Below are 22,100 nucleotides of genomic sequence, written 5' to 3' on the forward strand. Positions count from 1 at the left end.
AAATGTGTGCATTGTGTGAAAGGAAAATGAAGAGAATGTGAAAACTGCCGCTTAATGTTAGATTAAGCGACAGTAATTTTTTCGGATTATTCTGTTGTTTGATCCAAGATTTTGAACCATATGTAATGATAACATCCGCTTTAATGCTTGTCAAGCGATCTGAAACTGCCATAGCTGTCCAATTATGTCGTTTTTTGTGCCGTTTTATGCAGCTTTTTATGTAAGTATAATTCGTTCGGCAGAGGATGTCCTGTGAAATTATACCAGTTTATTTAATTTTTCAATAATTTCTGTAAGTTCTTCTCTGGAATACCCGCCAAAGCTTACCAGCGCACGTAATGGCATGGAGTCGGTCATGGCTTCTGTCATTTCTTCAGTGATAGCTTCGGAAGCGGCTTCAGAAGAGGACTCTTCACCAACGTTCATGGCTGAGATATATTTTGCTGTCAATTCTTTTGCTGTTTCGCTTGTTTTTGGGTTGCGGAACAGTTCGCCAAGGGTGGTGTTCATATGAACATGCATCGGAAGCTCCTGGCTGCTGTTCAGATGGATCCTGCCTTCAAGATGGATATCTCTGGAAGATGTACCGACAAGGAGCTTATATTCGCCGCTGGCTGCGAACCAGTCATGAAGTTCTGTATTGTACCATGCGAAGCTTCTCTTATCCAGCTCCATGGTTACTGCTTTGGTTTCGCCTGGATTCAGGAAAACCTTTTCGAAGCCCTTGAGCTCTTTTTCCGGACGGATCGCGGAACTGGTACAGTCTTTGACATAGAGCTGTACGACTTCTTTTCCTGCCATATTTCCTGTGTTTGTTACATCAACCGAAACGGTGATGGTGTCTTTGTCTGTAGGATTTTCATTGGAGATCTTCAGGTCGCTGCAGGCAAAGGTAGTGTAGGAGAGTCCATAGCCAAACGGATATGCTACATCCATTTCTTTTGTATCGTAGTAGCGATAGCCTACGAATACGCCTTCATGGTATTCAACCTTTTCACCGCCGCCGAAGTTCAGGTAGGATGGATTGTCGGAGAGCTTGAGCGGCATTGTCTCGGCAAGCTTGCCGCTGGGATTTACTTTTCCGTAAAGGATGTTTGCGACAGCGGTACCGCCTGCCTGACCGCCGAGGTATGCTTCCAGAAGGCCTTTTATATCATTGAGCCATGGCATCTCCACGGGGGAACCGTTGTGGAGGACGATCACGGTATTCGGCTGTACTTTAAGGATCTCAGCAATGAGACGGTTCTGGCATTCAGGAAGCCTCATGTGGGAACGGTCGTATCCTTCAGATTCAAAGCTGTCCGGAAGTCCGGCGAAGATCACAACCTTGTCAGCGGCGGCAGCAGTTTTGATCGCTTCAGCTGCAAGTGCGTCATCGTAGAGATTTTTGTCTGCAGGAAAACCTTCTGCATAAGTAACCTGTGCATCGGAAGGAACGGAATCCAGTGCGTTTGTGATCTTGAAGCAGTTGATATGAGAGCTTCCGCCGCCCTGGAAACGAGGCTTCTTTGCAAAACCACCGATGAAAGCAATTTTCTCGGATGCTTTCAGAGGGAGGATCTGCTCATCGTTTTTCAGAAGAACCATAGATTCTTCGGCAATGTGGCGTGCTTCTTCATGGTCTTTTTCCATGGTGAATTCCTGCGGTGCCCGGTTGTCTGCATATTCAAAAATTATGCGTAGAATGCGTTCAACAGCCTGGTCAAGAATGTCTTCCTTGAGGGAGCCGTCTTTTACGGCCTGTACGATGAGGGCATCGTTGACCCCATTGGAGGAAGGCATTTCCAGCTCAAGACCTGCCTCAAGACCTTTGACGCGGTCATTGACTGCACCCCAGTCGGACATTACATAGCCCTTGAAGCCCCAGTCACCGCGGAGAACATCTGTGAGAAGCCATTTATTCTCAGATGCGAAAGTGCCGTTGATCTGGTTGTAGGAGCACATGAAGGTGTATGGCTGAGCTTTTTTTACTGCGGTTTCGAATGCAGGGAAATAGATCTCACGTAAAGTGCGCTCATCAGCCTCGGAAGAATTGCTCATGCGGTGATATTCCTGGTTGTTTGCTGCAAAGTGCTTGATAGAGGTTCCTACATGCTGGGACTGTACTCCGTTTATAAAAGCGGCTGCGATCTCACCTGCGAGATATGGATCCTCGGAATAATATTCGAAGTTTCTTCCGCAGAGAGGAGAACGTTTGATGTTTACGGCCGGTCCGAGAACTATGGATACATCGTTGGCCTGAGCTTCTTTTCCGATGGTTTTGCCCATTTCTTCCACCAGCTTGCGGTCAAAGGAGCAGGCGCTTAAAGCGGCCGGCGGGAAGCAGACGGCCTTGATGCTGTCATTCATTCCAAGATGATCGCCCTTGTCATCCTGCTTACGAAGTCCGTGAGGGCCGTCGCTGACCATTACTTCCGGGATCCCCAAGCGTTCCACATGTTTCAGATGCCAGAAATCAAGACCTGAGCACATGCCGGCTTTTTCTTCCAGTGTCATCTGGCTTACGATTTTTTTCAGATCACGTTTCATTAAAAATACCTCCGAAATGTTTTTCTTACTATGAACTATAGCATGTTTTGCTGGTAAAATATAACAAAAATTTGTTAAAAATAAAAAAATATTGCAGTTTAGCCGAATCAAGTAAGTCCCCTGCTTCAATTGCGAATATCCGCATGACCCTCACATTTTCAGGAATATAAAAACGATATGCAGGTCGATTGACAGAGCGGTGAGAGATATCTTTTTCTGGCTTTTGTGGGAAGAGTGTAGTAATATAGGTAGGAATAATGACAGAGCTGCCGGACAGAAGAATGGTCGACTGTCTGGCTTATGTGAAAGGACTTATAATGAAAGACATCATATCAAGTATTATTACAAGTGTACTGACAGCTTTGTACCAGCCATTTTGGTTTTCTGTGATCCTGTCTGTGATGGTACTGTTTTTTTATCTCTTTGCCTACCATAATGAGACAGGTGGAAGGGGAATCAGGGGAGCTTTTTCCGTGTGGTGGCAGTATTTCAGAGGAAATGCTTTTTTTCGGAAGCTGTTTTTTCTGACCTTTTATACAACCATGATCTTGTTTCGCACGCTGCTGAACCGAGATATGTGGATGAATCCCCTTTCGGATGTGATGGCGAACTGGTGGATCTGGAAATATGGAGAGGATGGTACCAGATATCTCACAACTGAGTGTATTGAGAATCTGATGCTGTTCATTCCGTTCACGATCCTGCTGTTCTGGACCGCAGGAAAGAAAATATTGAAAAAAACAACATTCTTGAATATTGTGTGGACCGGACTTAAGATTACCTTTGTATTCTCACTGTCCATTGAACTTCTGCAGCTTTTCCTGAGGCTTGGGACGTTCCAGGTTTCTGATCTGACATATAATACTCTTGGAGGAGGTATTGGCGGGGCTGTGTACTGGATTGGTCATCAGCTTTCAGTCAGGCGGGGAGCCGAATAATGTCTGCCGCAGATAGCAGGAAGACAGAGAAACGGATCAGCCCGGATTGCTGTTCGTGAGTGATGCACTGAAATTTTTGCGCGGTGCATCGTTAAAATTTCGTTGACAAATCTTCCATAACGTGTTAACCTAATACCAGTTTCAAAAAGAAAATGCGTAGATGAGGAATAGTACACAAGAGAACGGAGCACAGAGAGCTGCTGGCCGGTGAGAAGCAGCGGAAGGGATTTGTGGAACTCGCCTCGGAGCATCTGCCTGAAATCTTTATATATTATATAAGAGAGTAGACGCAGACGGTGTCCGCCGTTATCCGGAGAGGATATAAGGATGTATATACATTCCGTATCTGTCAAGTGTGTGAATTTTTATTCATGAAATAAGAGTGGTACCGCGTAGGACAGCAGTTGTCTTTCGTCTCTTGCAGAATCTGCAGAGTCGGAAGATTTTTTTTATGTCTTTATATCAAAAACAGAAACCAAAGAGAAATTTTAATGGAAACAGAAAGTGGAGGAAAACAAAATGATGACACCATCCAAGTACAAACGTCAGTATTACATGCCGCCGGTGAAATGTATGAAATGGGCGGAGAAAGAATATGTGGATAAGGCCCCGATCTGGTGCTCTGTAGACCTTCGTGACGGAAATCAGGCACTTGTGATCCCGATGAGCCTGGAGCAGAAAGTGGAATTTTTCAAGCTTCTTGTAAAGATTGGTTTTAAAGAGATCGAGGTTGGATTTCCGGCTGCTTCTGAGACAGAGTATGAGTTTCTCCGTACGCTGATCGAGCAGGATCTGATCCCGAAGGATGTAACGATCCAGGTGCTGACTCAGGCAAGAGAGCATATCATCCGTAAGACTTTTGAAGCTGTTAAAGGCGCCCCAAAAGCGATCGTTCATGTATACAATTCCACATCCGTATCGCAGAGAGAGCAGGTATTCAAAAAATCAAAAGAGGAGATCCTGAAGATCGCAGTAGATGGCGCTGCACTTCTGAAAAAACTGGCTGATGAGACAGAAGGCAATTTTCAGTTTGAGTACAGCCCGGAGAGCTTTACGGGAACAGAGCCGGAGTATGCACTGGAGGTGTGCAATGCGGTTCTGGATGTATGGCAGCCCACTGCAGATAACAAAGCGATCATCAACCTGCCTGTTACGGTTGAGCATTCTATGCCGCATGTGTATGCAAGTCAGGTGGAATACATGTGTGATAATCTGAAATACCGTGAAAACGTGATCGTTTCTCTTCATCCGCACAATGATCGTGGATGTGGCGTTGCAGACTCCGAGATGGGTCTTCTTGCAGGTGCTGACCGAATTGAGGGAACTTTGTTCGGAAATGGTGAGCGTACCGGTAATGTGGATATTGTAACGCTTGGTATGAATATGTATTCCCAGGGTGTGGACCCGAAGATTGATTTTTCTGATATGCCGCATATTTGCGAGGTTTATGAGAAATGTACCGGAATGCAGATCTATGAAAGAAGTCCGTACAGTGGAGCTCTTGTATTTGCTGCATTTTCCGGATCTCATCAGGATGCCATCGCAAAGGGTATGCACTGGAGAGAGAACGGAGATCTGGAGCACTGGACTGTTCCGTATCTGCCGATCGATCCGACAGATGTGGGAAGAAACTACGACGCAGATGTTATCCGTATCAACAGCCAGTCCGGAAAGGGCGGTGTAGGCTATATACTGGAGACAAAGTTTGGCCTGAACCTTCCTCCGAAAATGCGCGAGGCTATGGGCTATGCAGCCAAAGCAGTGTCCGATCACAAGCACAAAGAGCTTCATCCGGACGAGATCTTCAGTCTGTTCAAATCTACCTTCGAAAATGTGGTTGAACCATACAGCATCAATGAGGTTCATTTCCAGCAGAAGGAAGACGGCATCGTAACACGGGTTACTTCTACATTCCGTGGAAAAACCATCGTTACAGAGGCTTCCGGAAATGGTCGTCTGGATGCGGTAAGCAATGCGCTGAAGAAAGCTTACGAACTGAAATACACACTGGAAACTTATCAGGAGCATGCTCTGGAGCAGAGCTCTTCCTCCAAGGCTATCGCTTATGTGGGAATTCGCAAACCGGATGGAACGCTTGCCTGGGGAGCGGGTGTTGATCAGGATATCATCCGTGCCTCTATTGATGCACTGGTAACTGCGATCAACAATCGATAAGCATCCGGTTCCGGATAGGTTTACAAAAAATGAGAAGCTGCCATAAAACGCAGCTTCTTTTTTTGCCGTGCAGATGCTATAATAGTGCGGAATGTGAAAATAACAGTGAGTAAGAGGGATATTATGAAAAATAAGAAAAAAAACAGAAGCTCATACAGCCTGTCTGCAGAGCTGAAAAATACTCTGAAATATCTGCTGATATGGGGAATGATCTTGATCTTTTCCGCATATTTGCTTAGTGATTCGGAGATCCTCGGAAATGTAAGGCAGCAGGCAAGACCGGATACCTGGTCTATGATCGGTGCGGGAGGAAGCTTTGAAGAGGAGTTTACCTGCAAAACGAACCGTCTGTCCGGTGTGGAGCTTTTTCTTTCTACAGAGAGTGCATCGGTTGCTGGAACGTTTCAGATAACGCTGTACCAGAATGAAAGGGAGATCCAGAGCTGGCAGGCCAGCAGACTGACCATATCGTCGGGGGATACCACGTATTTCCGGCTTGACCAGAAGCTTACGGAATGTAAGGGGCAGAAATTCCGGATCGTTTTAGATGGCGCAAAAGGGGATACCGGAGTGGCTGCAGGGTTGGTGAGCCAGAAGGATGATACACAGACACTTGCCTATCGGATCATTTCCAGGCCATTTCCAAAATCACTGGTGTTTCTGGTGATTGGAGCGGCGGCAGCTGTGATGCTGGTGATCTTTGCATTTCTGAAACGCAGACAGCTCCGGGCAGAAGTGGTGTTTGCCGTTGTTTATATTTTTATGAGTATCTGTACGCTGGCGGCAGTTCCGGCCTTTAATTCGCCGGATGAGTACAGCCATTATCTGAGAAGCTATGAGGTTTCCAGAGGATATCTGACGTCGGAAGGCAACGGAGGAAACGACTTATTCTCATATGGAAGGACGTTTAACAGTGGTCTGGTTCCGGAATTTTCCGCCAAGGATCATGTATCATTATGGGATATCGGAGAGAATGCAGATCAGCGTATCGACCGGGAAAAAACACAGTTTTACGGATTTGGAAATACAGCCTTGTATGCACCTACTTCGTATCTTCCCCAGGCAGTAGGGATCCGCATTGCAGATCTGTTTACGGACCGGCCGATGGTTCTTGCCTATGCGGGAAGGATCGCCAATATGCTTATGTTTGGACTGTTCTTTTTCTTTGCCATTCGTCTGACGCCTGTTGGGAAAAATTTCCTCGTACTTCTGGGGCTGGTACCTGTGAATATCCAGTCAGCAAATTCCATGTCAGCAGATGCCCTGGCCCTGGCTCTGACGGTTGCTCTGGCTGCCTTTGTACTGGCTATGCGATATAAACAAAAAGAAGTGATGAGTAGAAGACAGCTGATATGGATGTACGTGCTGACCGGATTCCTGTGTCTTTGCAAAGTGGTTTACATGCCGTTTTGCCTGCTCCTGTTCCTGATCCCGAAAGAACGGTTTAAAAGCAGAAAAAATTACTGGTTTCATGTGGTCTGTGCAGGAACTGTGATCTTGATCTTAAGTTTCGGCTGGCTGGTCATTGCATCCCGATATCTCTGTGAGTCACAGCCAGGTGTGGATACAGCTGCACAGCTTGTGGGGATCCTGAAGGATCCGGCTGCCTTTGTCCTGACTTTTGTGCGGAGCCTGGATAATTTTGGTGTGACCTATCTTACAGAAATGATAGGAAGTAATCTTGGATGGCTGAACATTCCTGTCTGTGCCCTGCTGGCAATGGGATATCTTTTGATCTTGGTCCTTCAGGTTTCCGGGAATGATGATATATCGGGAATCCGTCTGGAGCTTCCGGCAAAGGGCATTCTGGGAGGAGTCAGTCTCCTGGTATTTGCGCTGATCTTTGTAACGTTATACGGACAGTGGACAGCCTATGGCTACGATAAGATCTTGGGCGTGCAGGGACGGTATTTTCTGCCGCTTCTTTTTCCACTGATTCTTGCGCTGAAGCCCAAACGGTTTGCCGAAGGAGCCGGGGAAACACCATGGGGACTGTTTCTGGGAGCCTGGAGTATCGATCTGTGTGTTTATGCGACACTTTTCGTGCAGGCCCTGTGCCGTTTTGCATAAGGCGTCGGATTTGGTCGAGCAAAAATCCTTGACTGACTGAAAACAAAATATTATAATCAAATCTGTAAATAACAGAGGAAAAAACTGTTCTGAAAAAGGATAAACAGGCAGATAGAAGTACGATTTCCGGAAAGTGGGTGTACAACATTGGACGGAGATAGAGACGCTATCTGCCTTTTTTTCTGAAATGAAATATGACATGAGTGTGGATAACTCTGCGATTTTATGTGGAATACATGTGGATAAGGTGTGGATAAAACACAAATACCGCCGTTGAAGCGTTAAATACGGGAAAAAGCTTGACATATTCAATATTATTAAATATAATTTTCCCATACATTACAAAAATGTTACAAACATGTAAAGGAAATCGTAATGATCCGTATTTATCCGGGAAGCGATGATAATGGGGGCTGTGATATCGCATCGGAGGATTATGGGCTGTTACAGAAAATGAAACGCAAGGAATGAGATTATGAAAGTTGAGAAAGATTTACGTGAGACTGACGGAGTGCAGGATGAACGTAGAAATGGAAAAACCGGAGGAAATTCCGCGCGCAGTTTTGCAGTGCTGACATTATGTGCAGTTTTGGCGATGGTTATTTCTCTGGGGACAAGGACATTTGCAGAAAGTGAGGGAGGCAGGGTTTATGCAGCTTCAGATGGAGGAGAGGGCTCTCCCTATGAAGAGGTTGCTGTTCCTACCGGGATCGCAGGTGTGGTTTCAGGAGTTACGGATACACCATTATCCGGAAGCACGGTTACAAGGATCGGAAGCTCCTGTGAGCAGGTGATCGTAGGCCAGAGAGTACAGAAAGTAACCAATACTGCTGCAGATCTTAATGTAAGCTCCTCTATGGAAAACAAAGTAAATGAACTTGATGCAAGGTCGATCACACTGGCAGAAAATCCCACACTGATGTCAGATGAAGACTATGATACACTTCTGAGGATCGTGGAGGCAGAAGCAGGAAGTGAAGATATCAAGGGCCGTGTTCTGGTGGCCAACGTCATCATGAACCGTGTAAAAAGCGAAGATTTTCCGAATACGGTGACAGAGGTTGTCTGGGATAACAGTGACGGCGTTCCGCAGTTTTCACCGACCTATGATGGCAGGATCAATGAAGTTGCAGTTTCCGATGAAACAAGGGAAGCGGTCAAGCAGGCGCTGAAGGGTACTGATTATTCTGAAGGTGCACTGTTCTTTATCCAGAAATCTGCAGCAGAGGAACATAATGTGAAATGGTTTGAAAAGGACCTGAAGAGGCTCTTTAAATACGGGGTCCATGAATTTTATACATATAAATAGGAAGAACTGATGCAGTACAGAAGGAACCAACCGCCGGCAGAAACAGACCGGCGGTTTCTTTTTATCCGAAAGCTGTGAATATCTGTCTGATCACAGGGTGGGATTGGGCAAGACAGATTCTTTTTTAAAAGTGGTGGCATTTTCCATAATTCCATGCTATAATGTGATAACGTTGAAAAGAAAACGAATATCTTACAATAGAAAGGCGGAACACCAATGCAGGTATTGTACAAGAGCACCAGAGGAAAAGAGCAGGCAGTTACAGCGTCTATGGCCATACTTAAGGGCCTTTCTGAGGACGGCGGACTGTTCGTGCCTGAAAGCATTCCACAGCTGGATGTACCAATGGACAAGCTGGCACAGATGACCTACCAGGAGACAGCATATGAGGTAATGAGCCGTTTCCTTACAGATTTTACCGAGGATGAGCTTAAGAACTGTATCAACAAAGCATACGACAGCAAATTTGATACAGAAAAGATCGCGCCTCTTCATGAAGCGGATGGGGCATATTTCCTGGAACTGTTCCATGGCGCGACCATTGCATTTAAGGATATGGCACTTTCCATTCTTCCGCATCTGATGACAACTGCAGCGAAGAAGAATAATGTTAAGAATGAGATCGTGATCCTTACCGCAACATCAGGAGATACCGGTAAAGCTGCCATGGCAGGCTTTGCAGATGTGCCGGGAACGAAGATCATTGTATTTTATCCGAAGCATGGTGTCAGCCCGATCCAGGAGAAACAGATGGTAACTCAGAAGGGTGCCAACACTTATGTGGTAGGTATTACCGGTAACTTTGATGATGCCCAGACTGCAGTTAAGAAGATGTTCAATGATCATGAGCTGGCAGCAGAGCTGGATCAGGCAGGCTTCCAGTTTTCTTCTGCAAACTCTATCAACATCGGTCGTCTTGTTCCTCAGATCGTATATTATGTATATGCCTACGCATCACTGGTACGCGATGGCAGGATCAAAGACGGACAGGAGATCAATGTGGTAGTTCCTACCGGAAACTTCGGAAATATCCTTGCTGCATACTATGCGAAACAGATGGGACTTCCGATCCACAAGCTGATCTGTGCATCGAATGAGAACCGTGTTCTTTATGATTTCTTCCGCACAGGAACCTATGACAGAAAGAGAGATTTCATCCTTACGACATCTCCTTCCATGGATATCCTGATCTCCAGCAATCTGGAAAGACTGATCTATCGTCTTACCGGAGAAAATGCTGAAAAATGTGCAGAGCTTATGAAATCCTTAAGTGAGGGCGGCGAATATACCATTACTGACGAGATGAAAGCACAGCTTGTTGATTTTTATGGTAATTTCTGCAGTGAAGATGAGACTGCACAGGCCATCAGTGATATCTACAAAAACAGCAATTATGTGATTGATACGCATACTGCAGTTGCAGCCGGCGTATATAAGAAGTATGTAAGTGAGACAGCGGATCATCTTCCGACAGTGATCGCCTCTACTGCAAGTCCGTATAAATTCACAAGAAGTGTTATGGAAGCACTTGGTGAGGAGCATAAAGATCTGGATGATTTTGGCCTTGTAGACGCATTAAGTGCGCTTTCCGGAGTACCTGTTCCACGTGCAGTTGAAGAAATCCGTACTGCCCCGGTTCTTCATGACAGGGTGGTAGATGCAGTGGATATGCCGGCAGCAGTAAAGGATATCCTTAAGATCAAATAATAATTGATAATAAAATCAGTAAGAAAATGTATTTTCTGTTGAAAAAGCACAAATACTGGTTTATAATAAAAACAACGAAAACCGAATCCTGGAATGTTCGATCCCCCTTTTCTTTTTGAACCTACATTGACATTTTGGGAATCCAAAATCGCAGGTTGGATGTCAGACCTCACGTCGTGGTAGGCAGAAGACACTGTTGAGGATACCCACCTAGCATCTGCTAGGCGTCAAAAATAAGGGAACGGCATCCCGGGATTAATCGGTTAAAGACATAGAGCCGGTTAGTGGCTCTTTTTTCATATATGGGAGGAATTAAAACATGAGTGTTTCTGAAAGGAAATTTGGGGTACTTCCTACAGGAGAAGAAGTAAAAATCTATCATCTTGAGAATAAAAAAGGTGCCTATGCGGAAGTGCTTCAGTATGGTGCGATCCTGGTGAAGATATGTGTTCCGGATAAGAACGGAGATCTGAAGGATGTGGTCCTTGGATATGACGATATCCGAGGATATGAGATTAATGGATGCTTTTTCGGTGCGATCATTGGAAGAAGTGGAAACCGTATCGAGAATTCCAGATTTTTTATTGATAATAAAGAAGTGGTTCTTGCAGAGAATGAGAATCATAACAATCTTCACAGCGGTCCGGATGGCTTTGAGAAAAAGCTGTGGGAAGTAAAAGAAATTTCCCAGGAGAAGAATAGCGTGGATTTCTTCCGCATCAGTCCGGATGGAGAGAACGGATTTCCGGGAGAATTTTCCATTGTTGTGAAATATGAATTCACAGAGGAAAACGAACTGAAGATTTTTTACAGAGGACGCTCTGATGCAGCTACCGTTGCCAATATGACCAACCATTCTTATTTTAATCTGAACGGAGAAGGCAGCGGAGATGTGCTTGACCAGGAAGTATGTATTCATGCGAAGTATTTTACTCCGGTAAAAGACAGCCAGTCCATTCCTACCGGTGAATATGCACCGGTGGCGGGAACGCCGATGGATTTTAATGTTTCCAAACCGATCGGCAGAGACATTGAGGCGGATTTTGAACAGCTGAAGTTCACAGGTGGTTATGACCATAACTATGTAACCGATAATTATGCAAAGGGCAATGTCCGTTCGATCGCTACTGCATACTGTAAGGAATCCGGTATCGGTATGGAGGTTTCCTCCGACTGCCCATGTGTGCAGTTCTATGCAGGCAATTTTGTTAAGGATGAGAAGGGAAAGAACGGTCATGTTTATCATGAACGTTATGGATTCTGCCTGGAGACACAGGTGGAGCCAAATGCAGTCAATGTAGAGGATTTCCATTCTCCGATCCTGCTTCCCGGTGAAGAGTACAGCTCTGAAACGGTTTACCGTTTCTTTGTGAAATAACAGACAAACAGAAATAAAAGAGGTGCGAGAAGGCAATGCAGATACGTGTGGCAGAAGAGAAGGATGCAGCAACACTTTTGGAAATTTATTCCTACTACGTAGAAAAAACTGCGATCACATTTGAATACGAAACACCTTCCATAGAAGAGTTTACGCAGCGAATCCATGATATAAAGGTGAAATATCCGTATATTGTGGCAGAAGAGAAGGGAGAGATTCTGGGATATGCCTATGGTTCGGCGTTTCACCCGAGGGCTGCTTATGGCTGGTGTGCGGAGATGTCTGTTTATGTGAGACATGACCGGCGGGGCAGCGGTGCAGGAGGCAGACTCTATCGAGCCTTGGAGAGTCTTCTTGCAGAGATGGGAATTCTGAACCTGAACGCCTGCATTGCAGTTGCACCAAAAGATGATGAATACCTGACCAGTGCCAGTGTGGATTTTCATAAGCATTTCGGCTATAAGCGTGTGGGAGAGTTCCACAGATGCGGCTATAAGTTTAACCGCTGGTATAATATGGTATGGATGGAAAAGATGATAGGTGAACATAAGAGCCTGCAGCCGGAAGTAAAGCTTTTTCCGGAAATCCAGGATAAGATCGGATTTGAACGTTTTTCCTGGTGAAAAAAGAAACCTGAGGGAGGTCAGCATGGACGAGGAAAAGAAAAATATAATCCAGCTCATGCTGGGATTTGTGCGCAGGGCAAACGGAGATCATGTCAGTGCATATGCGGCCCAGGCAGCGTATTTTCTGATCATGTCTTTTATCCCGTTTATACTGTTTCTTACAACGCTGATCCGTTATACACCGTTAAGCTATAATGTTGTCAGGGATGCCATCATCGGGTTTGTGCCCGGAAATCTGCAGACCTTTGTGCTGAGCATTGTGGTAGAAGTATACAAAAGAAGTACAGCCATCGTGCCGTTGTCTGCGTTGATGGCGCTCTGGGCGTCCGGAAAGGGAATGCAGGCGATCACCAATGGCTTAAATACCATTTATCATGTAAAGGAAACCCGAAACTGGCTGATGACCCGAATCTATTCGGTTTTTTATATGCTGTTGTTTGTGCTGGCGATCATTGTCACTCTTCTGGTCCTGGTTCTTGGTAATCGAATCCAAGTAGCTGCACAGAGAACCATTCCGATTCTCGGGAGACTGCTGGCCAAGGTTATAGGGGCCAGGACATTGCTTGTATTTGCCGTGCTGTTTGCAGTGTTTCTGGTCCTTTATAAAGTGCTTCCAAACCGAAAGGCAACCTTTAAAAGCCAGCTTCCGGGTGCATTTATGATCGCAGTGGCATGGATGATATTTTCCTATGGATTTTCCCTGTATTTTGAATTTTTTCCGAGTTTTGGAAATATGTACGGAAGTCTGACTGCGCTGATCATGGTAATGCTGTGGCTGTATGTGTGTATGAACCTGCTTCTTTACGGGGCGGAGATCAATGCCTACTTCGAAAATGAATTCCGAAAGGCCCAGAGATCTGTAAAAACACTTCTTTCCAAGAAAGAAAATGAAAAAAACAGTTCCAAAGAATCCTGACTTTGCGCTTGACAGAAGGCAGACCTTGTGGCATAGTATTAAAAGACAGAAAAGCTGTGAAGGTGTTTATAGAGGATCATTTTCTCACAGAGAAGGGAAGTCACCGGCTGTAAGCTTCCCCGGGTTCAGATGGTTCTTGAATTTCCCACCGGAGCTTCCTCTCTGAAGTAGCAGTAGGAGATGACGTAAGCTGCGCGTTAAGCAGATAAGAGGTGCCCGTGATCTTTTCATGGGAAACTGGGTGGTACCGCGGATATTCCGTCCCTTTTATAAGGGACGGTTTTTTTATTGCCCATATCTGGATCTTCGGGGTGGGCGGCGGATCATTTGATCATTTTAATTAAAGGAGAAATAGACCATGGATATGAAAGAAAGACTTCAGGAACTGGCTGAAAATGCCAGAAAACGGATCGAGGAATCCGAGGGCCTGGATAAGCTGAATGATGTGCGTGTTGCATATCTTGGAAAAAAAGGTGAGCTTACTGCAATCTTAAAAGGTATGAAGGATGTTGCTCCGGAAGAGCGTCCGAAGGTTGGACAGCTTGTCAATGAGACAAGAGCTAAGATCGAAGAACTTCTGGAAGCCTCCAAAAAGGATTTCGAGGAGAAGGTCCGTGAGGAAAAAATGAAGGCAGAAGTGATCGATGTAACACTTCCTGCAAAGAAAGCGAAGATCGGTCATCGCCATCCGAATACTATCGCTCTGGAAGAAGTTGAGCGTATTTTCGTCGGAATGGGCTATGAGGTTGTGGAAGGTCCGGAGGTTGAGTATGCGGACTACAACTTTACAAAGCTGAATATTCCGGAGGATCATCCGGCAAGAGATGAGCAGGATACATTCTTTATCAATGATTCCATTCTGCTCCGTTCCCAGACATCACCGGTGCAGGCACGTGAGATGGAAAAAGGCAAGCTTCCGATCCGTATGATCGCACCTGGCCGTGTATTCCGTTCTGACGAGGTAGATGCAACACATTCACCTTCCTTCCATCAGATCGAGGGCCTTGTTATTGATAAGAATGTTACGTTTGCAGATCTTAAGGGAACCCTTCAGGAGTTTGCAAAAGAGCTGTTCGGACCGGAGACAAAGACCAAATTCCGTCCGCATCATTTCCCGTTCACAGAGCCGAGCGCTGAGGTTGATGTTTCCTGTTTCAAATGCGGCGGAAAAGGCTGCCGTTTCTGTAAAGGTTCCGGCTGGATCGAAATCCTTGGCTGTGGTATGGTTCATCCGAATGTTCTCCGTATGTGTGGGATCGATCCGGATGAGTATACAGGATTTGCCTTTGGTGTAGGTCTGGAGCGTATCGCACTTCTGAAATATGAGATCGATGATATGCGTCTTCTCTATGAGAACGACAGCAGATTCCTGAAACAGTTCTAAAACAGTGAACACGGATCATGAGTATCCGTCTGACAGTAAATATAGAAAAAAGAAGGGACAACCAAAATGAATACTTCATTATCTTGGATTAAAACATATGTGCCGGATCTGGATGTAACGGCACAGGAATATACAGATGCCATGACCTTAACAGGCACAAAGGTAGAGGGCTTTACAGAGCTGGATGCAGATCTCGATAAGATCGTGATCGGCCAGATCGATAAGATCGAGAAGCATCCGGATGCAGATAAGCTGATCATTTGCCAGGTAAATATCGGAACTGAGAGTGTGCAGATCGTAACAGGCGCTCCAAATGTAAAAGAAGGAGATAAGGTTCCGGTTGTTCTTGATGGCGGACGTGTTGCAGGCGGCCATGATGGAAAAATGACTCCCGGAGGGATCAAGATCAAAAAAGGCAAACTCCGTGGCGTTGAGTCCTTTGGTATGATGTGCTCTATCGAGGAACTTGGAAGCACCAGAGAAATGTATCCGGAAGCACCGGAATACGGAATCTATATTTTTCCTGAGGACGCAGTTGTGGGTGAGAGCGCTGTTAAGGCACTTGGCCTTGACGATGTGGTATTTGAGTATGAGATCACTTCCAACCGTGTAGACTGCTACGGTGTTCTTGGAATCGCAAGAGAGGCAGCAGCAACCTTCCAGAAGAAATTCTGCCCGCCGATTGTAGAGGTTAAGGAAAATGATGAGAAAGCTTCCGATTATGTAAAGGTTACTGTAGAGGATCCGGAGCTTTGCCCGCGTTACTGTGCAAGAGTTGTAAAAAATGTCAAGATCGGTCCGTCCCCGAAGTGGATGCAGAGATGTCTGGCTTCCAATGGAATCCGCCCGATCAACAACCTGGTTGATATCACAAACTATGTAATGGAAGAGTTTGGACAGCCAATGCATGCATATGATCTGGATACCATCGCAAATCAGGAGATCGTTGTACGCCGTGCAGGAAAAGATGAAAAATTCGTCACACTGGATGGCCAGGAGCGTATCATGGATGAGAACGTTCTGATGATCTGTGACGGTGAGAAGGCTGTCGGCATCGCAGGTATCATGGGTGGAGAGAATTCCATGATCACAGACGATGTAAAAACGGTTCTTTTTGAGGCGGCGTGCTTCGATGGAACCAGCATCCGTCTTTCTTCCAAGAGAATCGGACTTCGTACAGATGCATCCGGTAAATTTGAGAAGGGTCTTGACCCGAACAATGCACAGGCTGCAATTGACCGTGCATGCCAGCTGATGGAAGAGCTTGGTGCAGGTGAGGTTGTAGGCGGAATGGTTGATGTCTGCAGCGAGACAAGAGAGCCATCCAGAGTAAAATTTGAGCCTGAGAAGATCAACAAGCTTCTTGGAACCAGCCTTACAAAAGAAGAGATGATCGATTATCTTGGACGTGTAGAACTGGCTTATGATGAAAAAACAGACGAGATCGTTGCACCGACATTCCGTCAGGATATCCACTGTAATGCAGATGTTGCAGAGGAGGTTGCAAGATTCTATGGCTATGATAAGATCCCGATGACACTTCCTACAGGAGAGGCTACTACAGGTAAGCTGCCATTTAAGCTTCGTATCCAGGAGGTTGCAAGAGATATCGCAGAATACTGCGGATTCTCAGAGGGAATGTCCTATTCTTTCGAAAGCCCGAAGGTATTTGACAAGCTTTGTATTCCTGAGGACAGTGATCTTCGTAAAGTCATCACCATCAGCAATCCTCTTGGAGAGGACTACAGTATCATGCGTACAAGCACACTGAACGGTATGCTGGCATCCCTTTCCACAAACTATAACAGACGTAATAAAGATGTTCGTCTTTACGAGCTTGGAAATATCTATCTTCCGAAGTCCCTTCCGGTTACAGAGCTTCCGGATGAGCGTACCATGTTTACACTTGGAATGTACGGAAAAGGCGATTTCTTTGATATGAAGGGTGTATGCGAGGAGTTCTTCGAGAAGATCGGAATGAAGAAAAAGGTTACCTACGATCCAAACAGCGGAAAACCATTCCTTCATCCAGGAAGACAGGCTAACATGATCTACGAGGGTAAGGTAGTTGGATACTTAGGTGAGGTTCATCCGGCTGTTGCAGATAATTACTCTATCGGAGAAAAGGCATATATCGCAGTGATCGACATTCTGGATGTTCTGGAATTTGCTGGTTTCAACCACAAATATACAGGAATTGCCAAATATCCGGCTGTAACTCGTGACCTGAGCCTTGTAGTTCCCCATGCAGTTCTCGCAGGACAGATCGAGGAGATTTTTGATCAGAGAGGCGGAAATATTCTTGAGAGTTATCAGCTGTTCGATATCTACGAGGGCGCACAGATTGAGAAAGGTTTCAAATCCATGGCTTATTCTCTGGTATTCCGTGCCCATGACAAGACTCTTGGTGAAAACGAGATCTCCGCAGCAATGAAAAAGATCATGAATGGTCTTAACGGACTTGGAATCGAGCTGAGAAGCTGATGCTGATCTACATTGTAAGACATGGCCTGACTGAGTGGAATAAATTAAAAAAGCTTCAGGGTGCAGCGGATGTACCTCTTGCGAAGGAAGGGATCCTTCTTGCAGAAAAAACCGGAGAAGCTCTCCGTAATGTGAAGTTTGATATCTGTTTTACAAGTCCGCTCTCAAGGGCAAAACAGACAGCAGAATATGTTCTGGGGAAACGTGATGTTCCGATCATACCGGATAAGCGGATCCAGGAGATCGATTTTGGTGTGTTGGAGGGTGATCAGGTAAGAGATGCAGAAGGTAATTATATCGATCCGCAGATCGAGACTTTTTTCCGTGATCCGGTAAATTTTAAACGACCGGAAAAGGGCGAGGATATTTTTGATGTGATCGCCAGGACAAAGGATTTCTGGGATGAAATAACATCAGATCCGACTCTTGCGGATAAAACAATTCTTGTTGCCTCTCATGGATGTGCAGTCCGTGCTCTTCTTCAGAATGTAGATCCTGATCCGGAGAATTTCTGGAGAGGCTCCGTGCCGCCAAACTGTTGTGTTAATCTTGTGGAAGTAAAGAATGGAAAGACAACGCTTCTGGAAGAAGATAGAGTTTATGCATAGAAAATAATGAGAAACGCAGAATAACTGTAATGGCTGTTCTGCGTTTCTTTTTTTGGCTTGTTTTTATTGGTGGAATTTCACAGGTTATGATTGACTAATTGAGATAAAATGAGATAAAATATATAAAAGTAATGAATGATTCAGAAAAATAAAAGTTAAACTTTACTAATTATATAAAGATGCAGAATTGTGTTGGAATTATATGAAATCATTTAACCAAGTGCGGATTGCGAATATCCGCCTACGGATAGAGGATAATTACTGATAGTGATGTGATATATGGAATGGGGTGAGTATATGCAGTCATTAAATGAGACAAAAGCAGGGGAAAGCTACACGATCAAGTGGATGACCGGAATGCCGGAGACTATGGAACAGATCAGGCAATATGATGTCAGTGAAGGAAAGACCGTACAGATCATAAGCAGGATACTTGGCGGAGTGATCGTAGGTGTTTGCGGACGCAGGATCCTGATCAGCGATGATGCAGCCTGCCGTATAAAAGTATAAAATAGAAAAAAGACGAAAGGACAATTCTTTTGGCGAAGGAATTGTCCTTTCTGGTTGTTTTAGGGAAGATGTTATGATAGTATGGGAACAAAAGAGTAACTTTTTTCAAAAATAAAGACAGGGGAGGCATATTATGGGAAAAAAGTTTATGAATACAGTGCTGTTTCTGGCAGTAACAGTGGCCGCGGCAACCCTGACTGCTTATGTTGGAAAAGGCTCCGGGAATGTGTTGCTTTATAATTTTACATTTCTGGGACTTATGCTGATCATATACGCAGTGGGGCTTTTTGCAGGTTTATATCGGATGGATAACCTGTCAAGAGCACTGAAGCATGGCTCTGGTGAGATCACAGAAGTGTTTCAGCTTCCGGGAAGAGCCAGAAAAGAAGAGATTGGGCAGCTGCGAGGGATTTTCGGTGACCGTTATCTCGACAAAAAGATGGATGATTTTGTTGACAGCATCAGCAGAACGGAAGAAGGGATCGCTGAAGTAGAGGATTTTGTGAATATTGAGGATGTAGATGTACATATCCACAAGAGACTCCTTGAGATGGCTCCGGACATTTTTACAAGCCTTGGTATCCTTGGAACATTTATCGGTCTTGTGTGGGGACTTAAGAATTTCCAGCCCACAGATTATGAAGTGATGACAAGCTCTGTATCCGCTCTTGTAGATGGTATCAAAGTTGCGTTTCTGACTTCCATTTATGGAGTTGCACTTTCTGTTGTGTACACATTTGGGATGAAAAGCGGATATTCTGCGATGTCCCAGGCGATGCAGGATTTTCTGGATCGTTTTCACGCACTGGTGCTCCCTACTGCGGAGAATGAGTCCTGGAATCTCCTTGTTTCCAGCCAGAAGACACAGACAGAAGCCATGAAACAGATGGCGGAACAGTTTTCTGTGCAGATGGCAGATAGCTTTGAGAAAGTGATCACACCTACTTTTCAGAAGATGAATGATTCTCTGGACGTTCTTACCGCATCTGTGACAAAAGGGCAGCAGGATGCGATCCGGGAGATCCTGGATACGTTTTTAAGCGAGATGCATGGTTCCTTTCAGATGCAGTTTGAAGATTTTAATGATGCTCTGGCAGAACTTAAGAAGGTGCAGAAGGAGAATACAGAATATACATCAGAATTGTACAAGACCATGAGCAGTCAGCTGAGTGAAACCTTTACGAAGCAGGAACGTGCCATGAAGGATGCCATTAAGGAAATCGATGAGATGCAGAGCAGTTATATGAAGACTGCAGATCGTATTATCCGGGATAATCAGATGATCCAGCAGCTGCAGAAACAGGATTACGAAAAGTTTGCCCGGCATATGCATGAAAATGAAAAAGAATCCGCAGATCTCTGGAAAAACTGCAATGCATCTATGCGCCAGTATGTGGACAGTGCTGCAGAAGGGATGAAAGCAGTTGCGGATTCCAATAGGATCAGCGAGGAGCTTCTTCGTGAAGATAAGAAGATGATCGAAGATTTTGAAGCCAGAGTGAAAGAATTTACCGAGAGCCAGAAGATGGTCAATAGTGTTCTGGATGAGGTACGCAGGCTTCTTTCTGAGATCAAGACGGCAAAAAATAACCGTGATATCCATCTGATCGCCGGACAGCCCTGGGGCTATGGAAGCAATGCCGGTATCCAGGAACTTAAGGATAAGCTGACGGGTCTGGAGGATCTTCTGGAAGGACAGGGTGCAAGACAGGAAGCGCTGCTGGATGAGATCGAGCGCAGTATCCGTGAGGCAACGAAGGCAGCACAGAAAAGCCGTTTTGGTTTATTTAAATAAGAGAGGAATTGTCAATGCGCAAAAAAAGAAAGCCGGAGGAGCATGGGTTTAATGTCTGGCGTTCTTATTCGGATATGATGGCAGGAGTTTTGCTGCTTTTTGTTCTGATCATGTGTGTGACACTTTTTCAGGCACAGAAGAGCTATCAGGACAGTCTGAAGGAACGGGATGAAAAAATCGCTCTTCAGGAAAAATATACAGAAGAGCTTCTGGAAAAACAGAATGCGCTGGATGAGCAGGCAGGAACATTAAAGAGCCAGGATGAGCAGATCAAGTCCAAGGACAAGCAGATCAAATCTCAGGATGAAGAACTGTCTTCTCTGGCGGAGAAGCTTGCCAAACAGCAGGAAACACTGGAGGCACAGCAGAAGAAGCTGTCCTCTCAGAAAAAGAAGCTTTCCAGCCAGCAGGATACACTGAAAGAGCAGCAGTCTGCGCTGGATGAAAAAACAGAGCTTCTGGAAGAACAGCAGGAGAAGATCGACAAGATCATCGGCGTGAAAGCGGAGGTTGTGGAAGCTTTGCAGAAGGAATTTGAGAAAAAGAACCTCAATGTGGATATTGATCCACAGACAGGTGCGCTGACGCTGAATGCCAATGTTATGTTTGATTATGATCAGGCAGAGCTTACCGATTCCGGTAAGATGACATTGTCTATGGTACTGCCGACATATTGTAAGGTATTGCTGGATGATTCCTATAAGAAATATCTTGGCGAGATCATTATTGATGGTTATACGGATACAGACGGAGATTACAGTTATAACCTGGAGCTGTCACAGAAGAGGTCTCTGGCGGTAGCGCAGTATCTTTTGGATATTAAGAGTGATTTTCTGAAGGATTCACAGGTTCAGGAACTGAAGGATTGTCTGACAGTGAATGGGCATTCCATGTCAGATCCGGTTCTGGATGCAGATGGAAATGTAGATAAGGGTGCGTCCAGACGTGTAGAGGTAAAATTCCGTTTGAAGGATGAAGAGATGATCCAGGAACTGAATAAGATCATGCAGGGAGATTCTGCAGAGTCCGACAGTACTGCTCAGAAAAAAGAAAAGAATCAGAAAGAAAATCAGGATAATAAGCAGTAATAAAATATGGCTGCTTTATATTTTTTAAGGAGGATTGGGTATGAAAAGAAAACTGGCATTGATGCTGACAATGACGCTTCTGGCTGGCAGCCTGGATTCGGGAATGCTGGTCAGTGCAGCTGATTTTTCAGCAGAAGAGAGTGTGGAACAGGCAGTGGAAGAGGAACTTTTTCAGGCTGTACATCCCTTTCTTCCATCCACATTCTGGATAATGGGGTGGTGGTAGAAGCAGGTGCATTTAAGCAATGTACAAGTCTTACCCGTATCCATATCCCTGCATCAATGGTTACACATGGTTATGTGTGTGAGAGTCCGGCGTATCCGGGAATTTTTGCGGGAGATACAGGTCTGACGACGGTCACCTTTGTGAAAGCAAAGATCGCCAAGTACAGAACTCGCCTTCGGCTCAGAAAGCAGGCCCTGCCGCAATAACGCCGTCTCCCGCAGCCCAAGTAGTAATCACCCCTCCTCCGTAGCAGCCCGGCTCAGCGTATCACCATAAATATCGAAGAATCCAGGAGCCAGATTGGCACAGCATACCACCATAAGTACCGAAGAATCCCAGAACCAGATCGCAGATCGG

At 45.3% G+C, this 22,100-nt stretch carries 17 protein-coding genes, 1 other RNA gene and 2 other annotated features; of the genes, 17 read left to right on the forward strand and 1 reads right to left on the reverse strand.

The features are described 5' to 3' along the window. Window positions 1–258 precede the first annotated feature (258 nt). Complete coding sequence (locus tag NE638_RS14040; RefSeq protein WP_173740881.1) at window positions 259–2,529, reverse strand: glycoside hydrolase family 3 C-terminal domain-containing protein; 2,271 nt, start codon at window positions 2,527–2,529, stop codon at window positions 259–261. A gap of 257 nt (window positions 2,530–2,786) precedes the next feature. Between NE638_RS14040 and NE638_RS14045 the strand changes: the two genes are divergently transcribed. The 17 genes from NE638_RS14045 to NE638_RS14125 all read left to right on the forward strand — a co-directional run bounded on the left by NE638_RS14045 (window position 2,787) and on the right by NE638_RS14125 (window position 21,949). Continuing rightward, on the forward strand, window positions 2,787–3,467 hold the full coding sequence (locus tag NE638_RS14045; RefSeq protein ID WP_227589151.1) for a VanZ family protein: 681 nt from the start codon (window positions 2,787–2,789) through the stop codon (window positions 3,465–3,467). A 148-nt stretch (window positions 3,468–3,615) separates the two neighbouring features. Next, window positions 3,616–3,889 (forward strand) — a binding site (T-box leader). 97 nt (window positions 3,890–3,986) lie between these two features. Further along, complete coding sequence (locus NE638_RS14050) at window positions 3,987–5,642, forward strand: 2-isopropylmalate synthase (protein ID WP_173740882.1); 1,656 nt, start codon at window positions 3,987–3,989, stop codon at window positions 5,640–5,642. A gap of 123 nt (window positions 5,643–5,765) precedes the next feature. Next, window positions 5,766–7,712: a DUF2142 domain-containing protein gene (locus NE638_RS14055; protein WP_129975319.1), complete on the forward strand. Its 1,947-nt coding sequence runs from the start codon at window positions 5,766–5,768 to the stop codon at window positions 7,710–7,712. A gap of 475 nt (window positions 7,713–8,187) precedes the next feature. Further along, window positions 8,188–9,021, forward strand: coding sequence for a cell wall hydrolase (locus NE638_RS14060; protein ID WP_021652924.1), 834 nt, complete (start codon window positions 8,188–8,190; stop codon window positions 9,019–9,021). 216 nt (window positions 9,022–9,237) lie between these two features. Beyond that, window positions 9,238–10,728 carry a threonine synthase gene (gene thrC, locus NE638_RS14065; protein ID WP_021652923.1) on the forward strand — a complete coding sequence of 497 codons (1,491 nt, stop codon included), beginning with the start codon at window positions 9,238–9,240 and terminating at the stop codon, window positions 10,726–10,728. A gap of 82 nt (window positions 10,729–10,810) precedes the next feature. Beyond that, window positions 10,811–10,988, forward strand: a non-coding RNA gene (ssrS, locus tag NE638_RS14070) — 6S RNA. Window positions 10,989–11,047: 59 nt separating this feature from the next. Continuing rightward, complete coding sequence (locus tag NE638_RS14075) at window positions 11,048–12,106, forward strand: aldose epimerase family protein (protein WP_129975317.1); 1,059 nt, start codon at window positions 11,048–11,050, stop codon at window positions 12,104–12,106. A 35-nt stretch (window positions 12,107–12,141) separates the two neighbouring features. Further along, complete coding sequence (locus NE638_RS14080) at window positions 12,142–12,729, forward strand: GNAT family N-acetyltransferase (protein ID WP_015526760.1); 588 nt, start codon at window positions 12,142–12,144, stop codon at window positions 12,727–12,729. Window positions 12,730–12,754: 25 nt separating this feature from the next. Then, on the forward strand, window positions 12,755–13,648 hold the full coding sequence (locus tag NE638_RS14085; protein ID WP_059086355.1) for a YihY/virulence factor BrkB family protein: 894 nt from the start codon (window positions 12,755–12,757) through the stop codon (window positions 13,646–13,648). 47 nt (window positions 13,649–13,695) lie between these two features. After that, window positions 13,696–13,917: a binding site (T-box leader), on the forward strand. A gap of 95 nt (window positions 13,918–14,012) precedes the next feature. Next, a complete protein-coding gene (pheS, locus tag NE638_RS14090) occupies window positions 14,013–15,032 on the forward strand; it encodes a phenylalanine--tRNA ligase subunit alpha (RefSeq protein ID WP_092073221.1) in 1,020 nt (339 codons plus the stop codon). Between the two features lie 66 nt (window positions 15,033–15,098). Continuing rightward, on the forward strand, window positions 15,099–17,516 hold the full coding sequence (gene pheT, locus NE638_RS14095) for a phenylalanine--tRNA ligase subunit beta (RefSeq protein ID WP_015526758.1): 2,418 nt from the start codon (window positions 15,099–15,101) through the stop codon (window positions 17,514–17,516). After that, complete coding sequence (locus NE638_RS14100; protein ID WP_173746450.1) at window positions 17,516–18,124, forward strand: histidine phosphatase family protein; 609 nt, start codon at window positions 17,516–17,518, stop codon at window positions 18,122–18,124. The genes pheT and NE638_RS14100 overlap by 1 nt, the downstream gene beginning before the upstream one ends. A 297-nt stretch (window positions 18,125–18,421) precedes the next feature. Then, entirely contained in the window at window positions 18,422–18,634 is a 213-nt protein-coding gene (locus NE638_RS14105) for a ferrous iron transport protein A (RefSeq protein ID WP_044962386.1), read from the forward strand. A gap of 133 nt (window positions 18,635–18,767) precedes the next feature. After that, window positions 18,768–20,429, forward strand: a complete 1,662-nt coding sequence (locus NE638_RS14110) for a MotA/TolQ/ExbB proton channel family protein (protein WP_144093685.1) — start codon at window positions 18,768–18,770, stop codon at window positions 20,427–20,429. Window positions 20,430–20,443: 14 nt separating this feature from the next. Beyond that, window positions 20,444–21,517 (forward strand): OmpA family protein, encoded by a 1,074-nt coding sequence (locus tag NE638_RS14115; protein WP_092073205.1) that lies wholly within the window; start codon window positions 20,444–20,446, stop codon window positions 21,515–21,517. A gap of 40 nt (window positions 21,518–21,557) precedes the next feature. Further along, complete coding sequence (locus NE638_RS14120) at window positions 21,558–21,743, forward strand: hypothetical protein (RefSeq protein WP_092073208.1); 186 nt, start codon at window positions 21,558–21,560, stop codon at window positions 21,741–21,743. Further along, on the forward strand, window positions 21,737–21,949 hold the full coding sequence (locus tag NE638_RS14125; protein ID WP_256137224.1) for a hypothetical protein: 213 nt from the start codon (window positions 21,737–21,739) through the stop codon (window positions 21,947–21,949). Before NE638_RS14120 ends, NE638_RS14125 begins: the two co-directional genes overlap by 7 nt. Window positions 21,950–22,100 lie beyond the last annotated feature (151 nt).

It is taken from the genome of Blautia sp. MSK.18.38, from assembly GCF_024460535.1.
GTDB classification, from domain to species: Bacteria; Bacillota; Clostridia; order Lachnospirales; family Lachnospiraceae; genus Blautia_A; species Blautia_A fusiformis.